Source organism: Microbacterium sp. C-MGS6 (genome assembly GCF_058140415.1).
The window spans coordinates 1,888,813-1,903,284 of record NZ_CM176934.1 but is presented as its reverse complement, the minus strand read 5'-3'; the positions used below and the strand labels follow the sequence as shown (position 1 = coordinate 1,903,284).

At 70.3% G+C, this 14,472-nt stretch carries 12 protein-coding genes; 6 read left to right on the top strand and 6 right to left on the bottom strand.

What is annotated here, in order from left to right; translation table 11 throughout:
- The first annotated feature begins 9 nt into the window (after positions 1-9).
- From AC3B5L_RS09245 to AC3B5L_RS09235, 3 genes are read left to right on the top strand one after another with little or no spacing between them, the layout of a single operon-like run.
- Positions 10-1,641, top strand: coding sequence for an FAD-binding oxidoreductase (locus tag AC3B5L_RS09245; protein WP_490095667.1), 1,632 nt, complete (start codon positions 10-12; stop codon positions 1,639-1,641).
- A gap of 1 nt (position 1,642) precedes the next feature.
- Positions 1,643-2,557 carry a YegS/Rv2252/BmrU family lipid kinase gene (locus tag AC3B5L_RS09240; protein ID WP_268776268.1) on the top strand — a complete coding sequence of 305 codons (915 nt, stop codon included), beginning with the start codon at positions 1,643-1,645 and terminating at the stop codon, positions 2,555-2,557.
- Complete coding sequence (locus tag AC3B5L_RS09235; protein ID WP_268776269.1) at positions 2,547-4,211, top strand: GMC oxidoreductase; 1,665 nt, start codon at positions 2,547-2,549, stop codon at positions 4,209-4,211. Before AC3B5L_RS09240 ends, AC3B5L_RS09235 begins: the two co-directional genes overlap by 11 nt.
- Here AC3B5L_RS09235 and AC3B5L_RS09230 read toward each other — a convergent pair whose 3' ends face one another.
- From AC3B5L_RS09230 to AC3B5L_RS09215, 4 genes are all read right to left on the bottom strand, one after another.
- Positions 4,212-6,353, bottom strand: a complete 2,142-nt coding sequence (locus AC3B5L_RS09230) for a 3-hydroxyacyl-CoA dehydrogenase NAD-binding domain-containing protein (protein WP_268776270.1) — start codon at positions 6,351-6,353, stop codon at positions 4,212-4,214.
- Positions 6,350-7,555, bottom strand: a complete 1,206-nt coding sequence (locus AC3B5L_RS09225; protein WP_187661554.1) for a thiolase family protein — start codon at positions 7,553-7,555, stop codon at positions 6,350-6,352. The genes AC3B5L_RS09230 and AC3B5L_RS09225 overlap by 4 nt, the downstream gene beginning before the upstream one ends.
- A 73-nt stretch (positions 7,556-7,628) precedes the next feature.
- Positions 7,629-8,822 (bottom strand): ribonuclease D, encoded by a 1,194-nt coding sequence (locus AC3B5L_RS09220; protein ID WP_268776272.1) that lies wholly within the window; start codon positions 8,820-8,822, stop codon positions 7,629-7,631.
- The gene (locus AC3B5L_RS09215; RefSeq protein WP_187661552.1) at positions 8,815-9,396 is read right to left on the bottom strand and encodes a DUF3000 domain-containing protein; all 582 of its coding nucleotides are present in this window, start codon (positions 9,394-9,396) and stop codon (positions 8,815-8,817) included. The genes AC3B5L_RS09220 and AC3B5L_RS09215 overlap by 8 nt, the downstream gene beginning before the upstream one ends.
- A gap of 25 nt (positions 9,397-9,421) precedes the next feature.
- Here AC3B5L_RS09215 and AC3B5L_RS09210 point away from each other — a divergent pair, with 25 nt between their 5' ends.
- Positions 9,422-10,579 (top strand): alpha/beta hydrolase family protein, encoded by a 1,158-nt coding sequence (locus tag AC3B5L_RS09210; RefSeq protein ID WP_187661551.1) that lies wholly within the window; start codon positions 9,422-9,424, stop codon positions 10,577-10,579.
- Here AC3B5L_RS09210 and AC3B5L_RS09205 read toward each other — a convergent pair.
- Together AC3B5L_RS09205 and AC3B5L_RS09200 are read right to left on the bottom strand one after the other, a co-directional pair.
- Positions 10,563-10,994, bottom strand: a complete 432-nt coding sequence (locus AC3B5L_RS09205) for a SufE family protein (protein ID WP_268776273.1) — start codon at positions 10,992-10,994, stop codon at positions 10,563-10,565. The genes AC3B5L_RS09210 and AC3B5L_RS09205 overlap by 17 nt on opposite strands.
- 18 nt (positions 10,995-11,012) lie before the next feature.
- Positions 11,013-11,906, bottom strand: coding sequence for a sulfurtransferase (locus tag AC3B5L_RS09200; RefSeq protein WP_259954892.1), 894 nt, complete (start codon positions 11,904-11,906; stop codon positions 11,013-11,015).
- 144 nt (positions 11,907-12,050) lie between these two features.
- Here AC3B5L_RS09200 and zapE point away from each other — a divergent pair, with 144 nt between their 5' ends.
- Both zapE and AC3B5L_RS09190 read left to right on the top strand, forming a co-directional pair.
- Positions 12,051-13,088, top strand: coding sequence for a cell division protein ZapE (gene zapE, locus AC3B5L_RS09195; RefSeq protein WP_259954890.1), 1,038 nt, complete (start codon positions 12,051-12,053; stop codon positions 13,086-13,088).
- 134 nt (positions 13,089-13,222) lie between these two features.
- On the top strand, positions 13,223-14,461 hold the full coding sequence (locus AC3B5L_RS09190; protein WP_025103552.1) for an ammonium transporter: 1,239 nt from the start codon (positions 13,223-13,225) through the stop codon (positions 14,459-14,461).
- Positions 14,462-14,472 lie beyond the last annotated feature (11 nt).

The window sequence follows — 14,472 nt, the reverse complement described above, 5'->3', positions numbered from 1 at the left end:
CTGTAACGCATGGAGCAGCGGAACGGCAGCGGAGCCGACAGACCCGAGATGCGCTGGAACGGGTGGGGCGACCCGAGTCGGGCGAAGGATCTCCCGCTCGCCGTCCGCGGGCTGCTGCCGTTGCTGCTGGGCCGCGTGCGGCGCCCTCCGCAGCCGCCCGCGCTGGAGGACGTGCGCATCCGGCCGTCCCGGCTGACGGCGGACGATGTCGCTGCACTCGAAGATTCCGTGGGCGCCGATGCGGTCGACGTCTCGACCGCGGGACGGCTCCGGCATGCGGGAGGACGTTCCACGCCCGATCTCCTGCGTCGACGGGCTCTCGAGCAGGATGCGCCCGATGCCGTCGTGTCTCCTGCGGACCATGACGCCGTCCGTGCGTGTCTCGCTCTGGCGGGGGAGCGGGGGCTCGCCGTGATCCCCTTCGGCGGGGGAACGAGCGTCGTGGGGGCGCTGGACCCGGAGCCCGGCCCGCATCGCGCCGTGCTCAGCCTGGATCTGCGCCGGCTCTCCGGCCTGCTCCACCTCGACACGCTCAGCGGCGAGGCGACCCTTGCGGCGGGGACGACCGGACCCGATGCCGAAGCGCAGCTCTCCGCACACGGCTTGGAGTTGGGCCACTTCCCGCAGAGCTTCCGTTACGCCACGATCGGAGGGTTCGCGGCTGCACGGTCGTCCGGACAGAACTCCGCGGGCAACGGGCGGTTCGAGGCGATGGTGACGGGGATCCGGGTCGCGACACCGACGGGAGACCTCGACCTCGGACGCGCGCCGGGGTCGGCGGCCGGCCCCGATCTTCTCCGCCTCTTCCTCGGCTCCGAGGGGATCTTCGGCGTCATCACCGAGGTCCGGGTCCGCGTGCACCCGGTGCCGACGGTGCGGATCTTCGAGTCGTGGACCTTCCCCGACTTCGCCGGCGGTGCCGATGCGCTCCGCCGCGTCGTGCAGCAGGGGGCGGGTCCCACGGTCATCCGTCTCTCCGACGAGGCCGAGACCGCCGTGAGCCTCGCCCAGGTCGGCCGGATCGGGAAGGCCCTCGCGAAGGGGGCGAGCGTCGTGACGGTGTTCGAGGGCGACGAGGCCGCGGCGCGCCGGGACCGGACCGCGGCGATCCTCGCCGCGGCGGGCGGTCGCTCTGCGGGCACCGGCGATGCGGAGGAGTGGGCGGCGGGACGATTCGACGGACCCTACCTGCGCGATGCGCTGCTCGACGCTGGGGTGTTCTGCGAGACGCTGGAGACGGCGACCACCTGGTCGAACCTGCGCACTCTGAAGGAGGCCGTCGAGGCGGCGCTGCGGGACGGTTTCGACGCGGTCGACGCGCGTTCGTACGTCATGTGCCACGTCTCGCACGTGTATCCGACGGGCGCCTCCCTCTACTTCACGGTGCTCGCCGGACTGCGACGCGAACCGTTGGGCGCGTGGGCCGAGGTGAAGGGCAGGGTGAACGACGCGATCCTCGCGAACGGCGGGACGATCAGCCATCATCACGCCGTGGGTCGCGATCACGCCCCCTGGCTCGCGCAGGAGATCGGTGAGACCGGCGTGCGGATCCTCACCGCCGTCAAGCGGGAGCTGGACCCTCGCGGCATCATGAATCCGGGTGCCGTGCTCGTCGATGTCCCGACGAGGGCGACCGTCTGAGATGGGGCACATCGCGGTGCTGTCGAATCCGCTCTCCGGCAAGGGCCGCGGGCAGCGGGCCACCGAGGAGGCGCTCGATCACCTGCGACAGCGGGGCGCGGATGTCCGCGTCTACGCCGGAGGGTCGCCCGCGGAGACGAGGCGGCTCGCGATGCTCGCGCTGGACGCGGCACCGGACGGGCTCGTCCTGGTGGGCGGCGACGGCACCCTCTCGGGCATCCTCGACGTGGTGTGCGCCGCAGGCGTCCCGGTCACGGTGGTCCCCGCCGGCACCGGGAACGACCTGGCGCGAGCGCTCGGGCTGCCGCGCACGGACGTGGCGGCGGCTGTCGAGCTCGCCCTGACCGGCCTGCCCCGGCCCATCGACATCGGCGAGGTGCGGACATCGACGGGCACGTCGCTGTTCCTCACCGTGGCGGCGCTGGGGTTCGACGCCCGCGTGAGCGATCGCACCAATCGCCTCCGCTGGCCGTCCGGCGCACTGCGGTACTACCTCGCGCTGCTCATCGAGCTCGTCCGGCTGCGTCCGCTCGACTTCACGATCCGCGCCGATGACGGCCCGGCGATCCCCGCCCGCGGCACTCTGGTGGCGGTCGGGAACACGGCCAGCTACGGCGGAGGGATGCCGGTCTGCGTGGGCGCCGTTCCGGATGACGGCACCCTCGACGTCGTCGCCGTGGGGCCCCTGGGCCGCGTCCGCCTGGTGCGCCTGTTCCCCGTGCTCTTACGCGGGAGGCATCTCGCGCGCCCGGAGGTGCATCACCTCCGGGCGCGCACGGTCACCGTCGCCGCGCCCGGTCTCGTGGCCTACGCGGACGGCGAGCGCGTGGGGGAGGAGACCTGCACGATCTCGGTCCGCGCGGCGGCGCTGACCGTCATGACCGACGCGGAGAGGAGGGACGCACATGTTCGATGAGGACGTCGTGATCGTCGGGTCGGGGTTCGGCGGCTCCGTCGCCGCACTCCGGCTCACCGAGAAGGGCTACCGCGTCCGCGTGTTCGAGGCCGGGCGACGATTCGCCGACGAGGACTTCGCGAAGACGAGCTGGGACGTGCGTCGCTATCTCTGGGCCCCGGCGCTCCGGTGCTTCGGAGTGCAGCGCATCCATCGGCTTCCGCACGTGATGATCCTCGCCGGCGCCGGCGTCGGCGGCGGGTCGCTCAACTACGCGAACACGCTGTACGAGCCGGGCGCGGCGTTCTTCGCCGACCCGCAGTGGTCGTCGATCCGGGACTGGAGCGCGGCTCTGGCCCCGCACTACGCCACGGCCAAGCGCATGCTCGGCGTGGTGGAGCACTATCCTCACGACGGACCCGTCGAGCGGATCATGGCCGGTGCCGCCGAGGACCTCGGGGTGGGCGCCACCTTCCGCCGGGCACCCGTCGGCGTGTGGTTCGGCGTACCCGGTGAGCGAGTCGCTGACCCGTTCTTCGGCGGTGAGGGCCCCGAGCGCACGGGCTGTACGCTCTGCGGCAACTGCATGGTCGGCTGCCGCGTCGGTGCCAAGAACACCCTGATGAAGAACTACCTCGCCCTCGCCGAGCGCCGCGGAGCGGTCATCGAGCCGCTGCGTACCGTGACCGAGGTGCGGGAGCTCCCGAACGGCGGATTCTCCGTCACGACGCGCCGCAGCGGCTCCTGGCTCCGACGGCGTCCTCAGACCGTCACGGCACGGGAGGTCGTCCTGGCGGCGGGCACCTGGGGCACCCAGCAGCTCCTCCATCGGATGAAGGCCGCCGGCGCGCTGCCGCACGTTTCCGACGCCGTGGGCCGGCTCACCCGCACCAACTCAGAGGCCCTGGACGGCGCCGTCGCCGTCCGGGTGCCCGAGCGGGTGGAGCTCGCGCGGGGCGTGGCGATCACCACCTCGTTCCACGTGGATGACCGCACCCATGTCGAGAACGTCCGCTACGGTCCGGGGTCGAACCTCATGGGAGCACTCGCCACCGTGCTGGTCCCGGGCGAACGCGCGCTTCCGGGCCGCCTGGTCGCGCTCGCGGGCCAGGTGCTGCGCCGCCCCGCCCGGGCCCTGCGCCTCGCGTCCCTCCGGCGGTGGAGCGAGCGCGGGATCATCGCACTCGTCATGCAGACCGCCGACAACTCGCTCACGCTGTCGCTGCGGCGCCGCTTCGGACGGACGAGACTGACGAGCGCGCAGGGTCACGGCGCGCCGAACCCCAGCCACCTCCCCGAGGCGCATCGCGCGGCCCGTGCCATCGCCGCGCGTCTGGAGCGCGAGGGTGGGGTTCCCGCCGAGGCGCGCGGTTCGTGGCCGGAGGTCTTCGGGATCCCGCTCACGGCACACTTCCTCGGCGGAGCCGTGATCTCCGGGTCACCGGAGGAGGGTGTCGTGGACGAGTACCAGCGCGTCTGGGGACACCCGGGGTTGCACGTCGTCGACGGGGCCGCTGTGCCCGCCAATCCGGGGGTGAACCCGTCCCTGACCATCACCGCGCTCGCGGAGCATGCCCTGTCGCACTGGCCGCGCCGCGGCGAGCCGGATGCCCGTCCGGCACCGGGGACGACACAGGGGGCCACGCCTACGGCGCGACCCCCTGCGGAGACGTGATCAGCGGCTTTCGATGCCGCGGATCTGCGGGGTGTGGAAGGAACCGCCGAACGCGCGCTCGGACGCCCCCTCGCGATCGAGATACGGCGAGGCCCCACCGTCGATGAACGGCCAGCCTGCCCCGAGGATGAGGCACAGGTCGATGTCCTCGACCTCCGGGACCACGCCCTCGTCGAGCATCAGCTTGATCTCGGTCGCGAGCCCGTCCTGCACGCGCTGCAGGATCGTGGCCGCCGATGCCGGGCTCTTGCCGACGGCGGGCGCCAGGACCTTCTCGGCCTGCTTCGTCCAGCCGACCACACGGCCGCCCTTGTCCTTCTCGACGACCTGGTCGAGCTCGGCGAGGGCGTGGAAGTTCTCGTTGGCGTAGAACCGGTCGGGGAATGCGCGCACCATCGTGTCCTGCACGTGCGCGGCCACCTTCCAGCCGACGAGGTCGATGAGCTGGAAGGGCCCCATCGGCAGGCCGAGCGGCGCGAACGCCTTCTCGACGTCGGCGATCGGAATGCCCTCGTAGACGGCGCGCGCCGCCTCGCCCATGACCTTCGCGAGCAGGCGGTTCACCACGAAGCCCGGGGCGTCGGCGGTGAGCACCGCGTTCTTGCCCAGGTTCTTGGCGACGACGAATGCGGTGGACAGTGCGGTGTCCGCGGTCGTCGGCGTCTTCACGATCTCGATCAGCGGCATGACCGCGACCGGGTTGAAGAAGTGGAAGCCGACGAGCCGTTCGGGGTGGGCGAGCTTCGCGCCGATCTCCTCGACCGACAGCGACGAGGTGTTCGTGGCGAGCACCGCGTCCTCCGCGATGATCTTCTCGATCTCACCGAAGACCTGCTGCTTGACGCCGACCTCCTCGAAGACCGCCTCGATCACGAAGTCGCAGTCCGCGTAGAGAGCCTTGTCGGTGGTGCCCGTGACGAGCCCGCGCAGCTTGTTCGCGGTGTCCGCGTCCACGCGGCCCTTGGCCTCCAGCTTGCCGATCTCCTCGTGGATGTAGGCGACGCCCTTGTCCACGCGTGCCTGGTCCAGGTCGGTGATCAGCACCGGCACCTGGAGCTTGCGCACGAACAGCAGCGCGAACTGGCTGGCCATGAGACCCGCGCCGATGATGCCGACCTTGGTGACCTTCTTCGCGAGCTGCTTGTCCGGTGCGCCGACCGGACGCTTCGCACGCTTCTGCACGAGGCCGAAGGCGTACATCGACGCGGCGAACTGGTCCCCGGTCACGAGTTCCGCCAGCGCCTCGTCCTCGCGGGCGAAACCCTCCGCCTTGGTGCCGCTCTTCGCCTTGTCGAGCAGCTCGAGAGCCGCGTAGGGCGACTTCGGCACGGTGCCGATCTTGGACTCCAGCATGCCGCGCGCCATCTTGATGGCGATCGGCCACTTGGTGAGCCGCTCGATCTTGCCAGGCTCGTTCTTGCGCACGACCTTCTTGCCGCCGAGGACCGCGTCCGCCCAGGCGAGCGAGTTCTCGAGGTAGTTCGCGGCGGGGAAGATGGCGTCGAAGATGCCGAGGTCGAAGGCCTGCTGCGGCTTCAGCATGCGGTTCTGCTTGAGCGGGTTGGAGATGACCACCTCGAGGGCGTTCTCGATGCCGATGAGGTTCGGCAGCAGGTACGCCCCGCCCCAGCCGGGGATGATGCCGAGGAAGACCTCGGGGAGCGCCACGGCCGCCGCCGATGCGTCGACCGTGCGGTACGTGGAGTTCAGCGCGATCTCCAGGCCACCGCCCAGTGCGAGTCCGTTCACGAACGCGAACGACGGCACGCCGAGCTCGCTCAGCTTCCCGAGCACCTTGTGGCCGAGCTGGGCGATCAGACGCGCGTTGTCCCGGGAGCCGACCTTGCTGATGTCCGAGAGGTCGGCACCGGCGGCCATGATGTACTGCTTGCCGGTGATGCCGACCGCCTGGATCTCGCCGGCCGCCGCGCGGCTCTTCAGGCCGTCGAGTGTCGCGCCGAGTTCGGTGAGGGTGGCCGGACCGAGGGTGTTCGGGCGGGTGTGGTCCCGACCGTTGTCCAGCGTGATCAGGGCGAGGACCTTGCCCGACGCGAGGCGGATGTCACGCACGGGGGAGTGCGTGATGACCTCTCCCTCGGTGAGCGCCTGGATGGGCGAGAAGTCGACGTCGTCGTAGCTCACTTCTTCTTCTTTCCGTCGTAGTGCGGGTTCTCCCAGATGACCGATCCGCCCTGACCGAGACCGACGCACATCGCCGTCAGGCCGTAGCGCACGTCGGGGCGCTCGGCGAACTGCGCCGCGAGCTGGATCATGAGGCGGACGCCGGATGCGGCCAGCGGGTGGCCCACGGCGATCGCGCCGCCCCACGGGTTCACGCGGGGGTCGTCGTCGTCGATGCCGAAGTGGTCGAGCAGGGAGATGACCTGGATGGCGAACGCCTCGTTGAGCTCGAACAGACCGATGTCGGAGATGTCGAGACCGGCCTTCTTGAGCGCCTTCTCGGTCGACGGGATCGGACCGATGCCCATGATCTCCGGCTGCACACCGGCGAAGGCGAACGAGACCATGCGCATCTTGGGCGCGAGTCCGAGCTCCTTGACGGCGCCGCCGCCGGCGAGCAGCGACATCGTCGCGCCGTCGGTGAGCGGCGAGGACGTCCCTGCGGTCACGCGACCGTGCGGACGGAACGGCGTCTTGAGGCCGGCGAGGTCCTCCATCGTGGTCTGCGGACGGCGGCCCTCGTCCTCGGTGGCCAGACCCCAGGCACCGTCGGCGCCCTTGATCGCGACCGACACGAGGTCCGGCTGGATCTTGCCGGCGTCGTAGGCGGCCTGCACCTTCTGCTGGCTGCGCATGCCGTAGCGGTCGGAGCGCTCCTTGGTGAGGTGCGGGAAGCGGTCGAAGATGCGCTCCGCGGTGACGCCCATGTTGAGAGCGCCCGGGTCGACCATCTTCTCCGCCACGAAGCGCGGGTTGGGGTCGGCGTTCGCGCCGATCGGGTGGTGGCCCATGTGCTCGACGCCGCCCGCGAGGGCGAGGTCGTACATGCCCACGCCGATCGAAGCGCCCATTGTGGTCACGCTCGTCATCGCGCCGGCGCACATGCGCTCGACCGCCAGTCCGGGGACGGTCTGAGGCAGTCCGGCGAGGATCGCCACCGACCGTCCGAGGGTGAGCCCCTGGTCGCCGGTCTGGCTCGTCGCGGCGATCGCGACATCGTCGATGCGGTCCGCCGGCACGGCCGCGTTGCGCTCCATCAGGCCGATGGTCGCCTTGACGGCGAGGTCATCCGCGCGGGTGTTCCAGTACATGCCCTTTTCGCCGGCGCGCCCGAAGGGGGTGCGCACTCCATCGACGAAGAAGACGTCCGAGATCTCGGCCACTCTGCCTCCAAGTTAGTGCGGTGGCCTCAGTCTATGAACGGCCGGAAACCGGGAGGAATCGGTTGGATCGAACCTACGAAGCGGTCGCGGACGTGGTGTCGGGCGATTGCGTCGCCTCTACAAAGGCGTCGGCGATCTTCTGTGCAGTCTGTTCAACCTGCCAGGGGCGTGCCCCGAGTGCGGAGAGGGCGGCGCCGATCTCTTCCGCGGTGGCGCCCGGGCCGTCCCACGCGACCCGGCGCAGGTACTCGGGCGTGAGGAGGTTCTCGGTGGGCATGCCCAGCTCCTCCGCGACCGCCTCGACGGCGGGACGGGCGGCCTTCAGCCGGGCGTCGGCCTCCGGGTTGCGGTCGCCCCAGGCGCGGGGCGGGGGGAGCGCGTCGCTCGGCACGCGTTCGCGCGGCAGCGTCTCCGCGGCACGGCCGTCGACGATCGCCTGCCACCAGCGGTCGAGCTGGGTGCGGCTCGCGCGGCCCTGGAACTCCTTGACTCCCGCGAGGGCCTGCTTGGAGGCGGGGTTGGCGAGGACCGCGGCGACGAGGGAACGGTCGGGCACGAGGCGCCCGGGGGAGATGTCCTGCTGCTGCGCATACATCTCGCGGGCCTCCCACAGGGCGCGGGCGACGGCGAGGTTGCGGGCACCACGGACCTGGTGGAGTCCGCTCAGTCGCCGCCAGGGGTCTTCGCGCGGGGCCTTCGGGGCGCGCGCCAGGGTGGCGGCGAACTCCTGAGCGGCGAAGGCGGTCTTGCCCTGTTCCTCGAGCTCGGCGACGAGAGCGTCGCGGACGTCGACGAGATGCAGCACGTCGAGCGCGGCATAGTCCAGCCAGGAGTCGGGCAGCGGACGGGTCGACCAGTCGGCGGCCGAGTGCTCCTTCTTCAGGGTGATGCCGAGCGTGTCCTCGACGACGGCGGCCAGACCCACCCGGTCATGACCGAGCAGGCGGGAGGCGAGCTCGGTGTCGAAGATCTCCTTCGGCTCCAGGTGCAACTCGCGCAGAGAGGGCAGATCCTGGCTGGCGGCATGGAGCACCCACTCGACGTCGCCGATGGCCTCCTGCAGCGGGGCGAAGTCGCCGATCGCGGGCGGGTCGAACAGGAACACCCCGGCCTCGCGCCGGAAGACCTGCACCAGATAGGCCCGCTGCGAGTAGCGGAAGCCGGACGCCCGCTCGACATCGACGGCGACCGGGCCGGTGCCGGCGGCGAGCGCAGCACAGGCTGCACGGAACTCCTCGGTTTCGGAGATCACGGAGTATTCAGTCACGTACAGCCTTTCGCGCGCCGATCACGGCGATGCCCTCGGAACCCGGCGGAAGCCCCGCCAGCATTCCGACCAGCTCGGCCCATGCTTCGACGTGCGGTCGGAACGGGCCCTCCGGAGTCCAGGACGCCCGCAATTCTATCTGTGCGCCGTCTCCCTCGTCGGCGAGGCCGCCGAATCCCTTCGACAGCGTCTTCGTCGACGTGCCGGACGGCGAGTGGTAGATCGCCTCCCGGGAGTCCAGGGCGTCCACGAGCCACGACCACGTGACGTCGGCGAGCAGCGGATCCGTGCCGATCTCGGTCTCGAGCGGAGCCTGGGCGAAGATCACGATGCGCCAGGCGCCTCCCCAGGCGTCCGGCTCGTCCGGATCGTGCAGCAGGATGAACCGTCCGGTCCCGTATATCGAGTCGCCGTCCTCGCCCGGGCGGACGTCGGCGGAGAGCGCGATCGCGAAGGGCGCGAGGTTCTGCGGCGTGGGGATCTCGCGGACCGCGATGTCGTCGCGGAACGCGGTCGCGCGCAGTTCGGCGACGGCGGCGTCGAAGGGCGTCCCGGCCTCGGGGTGTGCGGTCACGGCAACAGGCTAGAGTCGGAAGGCGATGAAGAGTCTCAGGCACGCCGTTGCGATCGTTGTCCCCGCGCTCCTCGCCCTGGGCGCCACCGTCGGGATCCTCGTGATCGCGGTGGCGCGTCGGGTCGTCACCCCGTTGCGAAGCCGCGTCCAGGACACGGAGATCCTCGCGATCGACACCGGGGCGCAGACCATCGAACTCCGCCGCACCCTCGACACCGAGCTGCCGGGGCGATACGGCCTCTTCACCACGGGCACGTACGGCTACGTCAAACTCGGGGCGGTTCTCAGCGCGGACAGCACGACGGTGCGGCGCAAGCTCCTCACGAAGATCGAACCCGGTGCCAGGGTGGACCGAGGCGCGTCCTTCAGCGGCAGCTACTACATGTCGCCGAGTGAGCTGCACCTGCGATGGGAGAACGTGCTCATCGGCTCGCCGGCCGGGCCGTGCCCCGCGTGGTTCTTCCCGGGGGACTCCTCGACCTGGGTCATCCAGGTGCACGGTCGCGGCACGACCCGCGCCGAGTGCCTCCGTGCCGTGCCGGTGATGCACGCGGCGGGGCTGCCCACGCTCGTCGTGTCGTACCGCAACGACGGCGAGGCGCCGCGGACCAAGGCGGGCGCCTATGCGCTCGGCGCATCCGAGTGGCGCGATGTCGACGCCGGGATCGCCTATGCGCTGCGTCACGGCGCCGAGCGGATCGTGCTGATGGGCTGGTCCATGGGCGGGGCGGTATCCTTGCAGGCTGCGGTCAACTCTGGCCATCGGGATCGCATCGCTGGCATCATCCTGGAGTCGCCGGTCGTCGACTGGCGCACGGTCCTCCGTTTCCAGGCTCAGGTCGCCCGGGTGCGCGCACCGCTGCCCGCGCTGGCGATGGGAGCGCTGCAGCTGCCGCTCACGGCGAAGCTCAGCGGTGCGGATGAGCCCATCCTGTTCGACCGTCTGGACATGGTCGCTCGGGCTGATGAGCTACGGGCGCCGATTCTCATCCTGCACAGCGACGACGACGGCTTCGTCCCGGCGGACGCCTCGCACGCACTGCAGGAGGCGCGGCCGGACCTGGTCACCATGCCGCGCTTCACCGTCGCCCGGCACACCAAGCTCTGGAACTACGACGAGAAGGGCTGGACCACGGCCATCTCGGAATGGCTCGCGGCACAGGGGCTCAGCGCTTCTGCCTGACCTGGTTCTTGGCCCGCATCAGCATGCCGGTCATGCCGCCGATCCGCAGCGGTGACACGGCCTTGGTGAGCCCGATCGACTGCGGGTAGTCCTCGGGGATCGCCAGCACCTCGTCCGCCGTCAGTCCGGTGATGCCCTGCACGAGGATGCTCGCGAAGCCCCGGGTCGTCGGGGCCTCCTCAGGGGCGGTCGCATGCATGGTCACGACGTCGTCGTGGACTTCCACGTAGATGTAGACCGGCGACTGGCATTCCGCGACGCGCTCGCCCATCTCCGGATGCGCCGCGACCTCATCGGAAACGGCGGGCAGCTCGTCGGCGTACTCCAGGAGCAGCAGCAGGCGATCCGATTCCGGGGTCTCCAGGAATCCGTCGCGGATCTCGGCGAGGGTCTCGGGCAGGGCGGAGGCGTTCATCCCCGCCATTCTCCCACCTCAGACGGTGCCGGGCGCCGTGCCCGTGACGATCGGGACGCGCACCGCGCTGCCCCACTCCGTCCACGAGCCGTCGTAGTTGCGGACGTTCTCGAAGCCGAGGAGGTGCTTCAGCACGAACCACGTGTGGCTCGAGCGCTCCCCGATGCGGCAGTAGGCCACGACGTCGTCACCGTCCTGCAGCCCGGCGCCGTCCCGGTAGATGGCGTCGAGCTCGGCGCGGCTCTTGAAGCCGCCGTCCTCGGCAACCGCCTTCGCCCACGGCACGCTCTGCGCGGTGGGGATGTGGCCGGCTCGCAGAGTCCCCTCCTCCGGGTAGGCGGGAGCGGTGGTCCGCTCGCCGCTGTACTCCTCCGGGGAACGGACGTCGATGAGCGGGTTGCCGAGGTGCGCGAGCACGTCTTCCTTGTACGCGCGGATGGCCGTGTCGTCCCGCTCCACCACCGGGTACTCCGTGGCGGGACGGTTCGTCGCCTCGCGGGTCAGCTCGCGGCCCTCCGCGATCCAGCGATCACGGCCGCCGTCGAGGAGACGGACGTCCTCGTGACCGAAGAGGGAGAAGACCCACAGCGCGTACGCCGCCCACCAGTTGTTCTTGTCGCCGTAGATCACGACCGTGTCGTCGCGGGCGATGCCCTTGCGGCTCAGCAGCTCGGCGAAGCCCTCGCCGTCGACGTAGTCCCGCACGACCGGGTCGTTGAGCTCCGTGTGCCAGTCCACCTTCACCGCTCCGGGAATGTGGCCCGTCTCGTAGAGGAGCACGTCCTCGTCCGACTCGACGACCACGAGGCCGGGCTCTCCCAGGTGGGCGGCGAGCCACTCGGTCGTCACCAGGCGGCCGGGCTCGGCGTACTCGGCGAACTTGGGGGAGGAGGAGTCGAACTCGATGGCCATGGGGTCTCCGTAGCGGTGAGCGGGCGAGCGGGCGGTGCGGACGGCGTAGTGTGGATCCGTCCCTTCGACGATAGATCCTCCGCGCGCCCCCGGGACCCGATCCGTAAGACTTCGACACAGGCCCTTGCCTGATTCAGGACCGTGATGACCGACCCGACCACCCGCACCGGAACCGTCCACCTCACCGAGCGCACGCCGACGGTCAGCGGACCCGAGATGCTCGCGAGCCTGGTGCCGCCGCCGCAGTTCGACGACGCCACGTTCGACAGCTACCGGGCGGATCCCGCCTACCCGTCGCAGGAGGAGGCGAAGCAGACGCTGCTGCGTTTCGCCGGACGTGGTGCTCCCGTCAAGCGGGGCGGTCTGTTCAGTCGGGCGAAGAAGGAGCCGGAACTGAAGCCCGGGGTCTACCTCGACGGCGGCTTCGGCGTGGGCAAGACGCACCTGCTCGCGTCGATCTACCACGCGATGCCCGCCCGGCGGAAGTACTTCGGCTCGTTCATCGAGTACACCGCTCTGGTGGGGGCACTCGGCTACAAGAACACCGTGGACCTCCTCAAGGGCGCCGATCTGCTCTGCATCGACGAGTTCGAGCTCGACGATCCGGGCGACACGATGGTCATGACGCGCCTTCTGGGTGAACTCGTGCCCACCGGCACCCGGCTCGCGGCCACCTCGAACACGCCGCCGAACGCGCTCGGCGAGGGGCGCTTCGCCGCGCAGGACTTCCTCCGCGAGATCCACGCGATGTCGGACAGCTTCCAGACGCTGCGCATCGACGGCGTCGACTTCCGGCAGCGGGCGATCGACGGTCACGCCGTGGCGCTGGAGGACGCGGCGTACGAGGCCGCGGTCGAGGCGGCCGCGGCGGACGGCGCTGTGTCGGACGATGCGTTCGACGACCTCATCCGGCATCTCGCCCAGGTGCACCCCTCGCGCTACATCAGGCTCATCGACGGGCTGCACCGCGTGGGGCTGCGCGGCGTGCGTCAGCTCACCGACCAGTCGGAGGCGTTGCGGTTCGTGGCCTTCGTCGACCGGGTCTACGACGCGCAGATCCCGATCCTCGCGACGGGTGTCGGGCTCGACGCCGTGTTCTCCGACGAGATGCTCGCCGGTGGCTACCGCAAGAAGTACCTGCGCGCCATCTCCCGGCTGAACGCGCTCACGCATTCTGCGTAAGCCTGCAGGCCTGCGTAACGCGATGTTCACACCCGGAGCCGTGCTGTAACAGCGGAGAAACAAACCTCACGCATGGGCGAAATCGCCCATGGTCACACTGAAGCTCTCAATTACTTCGGATGTGAGGTTTTCCTATGGATGCTCCCGGCAACATCTCGTGGGCGATCACCGCGACGGCACTGGTGCTGCTCATGACGCCCGGCGTCGCCTTCTTCTACGGCGGTCTCGTCAAGGCGAAGAGCGTCGTCAGCATGATGATGATGAGCTTCGGCTCGATCGGACTCGTCGCCGTGCTGTGGATTCTCTTCGGCTTCTCCATGAGCGCCGTCGACAGCCCCACGGCCTTCGCGGGCAACCCGTTCGCGGACATCGGGCTGTCCAGCCTCGCCTCGGGTGAGGGCTCGAACGTCGCCCTGCTCAGCGTCGCGTACGGCGCCACCTTCGCGATCATCACCGTCGCCCTGATCTCCGGGGCGATCGCCGATCGGGCGAAGTTCGGCAGCTGGCTGATCTTCGCCGGCGTCTTCGCCACGGTCGGCTACTTCCCGGTCGCGGCCTGGGTCTGGGGCGGCGGTTGGATCATGAACCTCGGCACGACCCTGTTCGGCGAGGACAGCGGCATCGGCGTGATCGACTATGCGGGCGGCACGGCGGTGCACATCAACGCGGGTGCCGCGGCGCTGGCCCTCGCCCTCGTGCTCGGCAAGCGCATCGGCTTCCAGAAGGGCATCCTCAAGCCGCACAACGTGCCGCTGACGCTGCTCGGCGCCGCACTGCTGTGGTTCGGCTGGTTCGGCTTCAACGCCGGTGCGGAGTGGCTCGCCGAGGACATGGGCGGCGTCGGCCTCATCGGCCTGAACACGCTCGGTGCGACCGCGGCCGCGATCCTCGGCTGGATCCTCATCGAGCGCATCAAGGACGGCAAGCCCACGTCCGTCGGCGCCGCCTCCGGCGCGGTGGCGGGTCTCGTGGCGATCACCCCGGCATGCGCCAACCTCACCCCCGGATGGTCCCTCCTGCTCGGCGCGGTGGCCGGCATCGTCTGCGCCCTCGCGGTGGAGCTGAAGTTCCGCCTCGGCTTCGACGACTCGCTCGACGTGGTCGGCATCCACCTCGTCGGCGGCCTCATCGGCACCGTGTACCTCGGCTTCTTCGCCACCGGCACCGGCCTCTTCGTCGGTGGCGACGCCCGTCAGCTCGCCGTGCAGGTGATCGCCGCCGCGGGCGTGCTGATCTACTCCTTCGTGGTCGCGTGGGTCATCGGCTTCGTGATCCAGAAGACGATCGGGTTCCGCATCACGAACGAGGACGAGATCGCCGGTGTCGACCAGGTCGTGCACGGCGAGGAGGGCTACGCTCTCGCGAACGCGTGACGACGGTTAGG

Excerpts from the sequence above, each read along its gene's own strand:
- AC3B5L_RS09235 (WP_268776269.1), top strand. The coding sequence starts at position 2,547 with ATGTTCGATGAGGACGTCGTGATCGTCGGGTCGGGGTTCGGCGGCTCC.
- AC3B5L_RS09205 (WP_268776273.1), bottom strand. The coding sequence starts at position 10,994 with ATGAACGCCTCCGCCCTGCCCGAGACCCTCGCCGAGATCCGCGACGGA.
- AC3B5L_RS09190 (WP_025103552.1), top strand. The coding sequence starts at position 13,223 with ATGGATGCTCCCGGCAACATCTCGTGGGCGATCACCGCGACGGCACTG.
- AC3B5L_RS09210 (WP_187661551.1), top strand. The coding sequence starts at position 9,422 with ATGAAGAGTCTCAGGCACGCCGTTGCGATCGTTGTCCCCGCGCTCCTC.
- AC3B5L_RS09240 (WP_268776268.1), top strand. The coding sequence starts at position 1,643 with ATGGGGCACATCGCGGTGCTGTCGAATCCGCTCTCCGGCAAGGGCCGC.
- AC3B5L_RS09200 (WP_259954892.1), bottom strand. The coding sequence starts at position 11,906 with ATGGCCATCGAGTTCGACTCCTCCTCCCCCAAGTTCGCCGAGTACGCC.
- zapE (WP_259954890.1), top strand. The coding sequence starts at position 12,051 with ATGACCGACCCGACCACCCGCACCGGAACCGTCCACCTCACCGAGCGC.
- AC3B5L_RS09245 (WP_490095667.1), top strand. The coding sequence starts at position 10 with ATGGAGCAGCGGAACGGCAGCGGAGCCGACAGACCCGAGATGCGCTGG.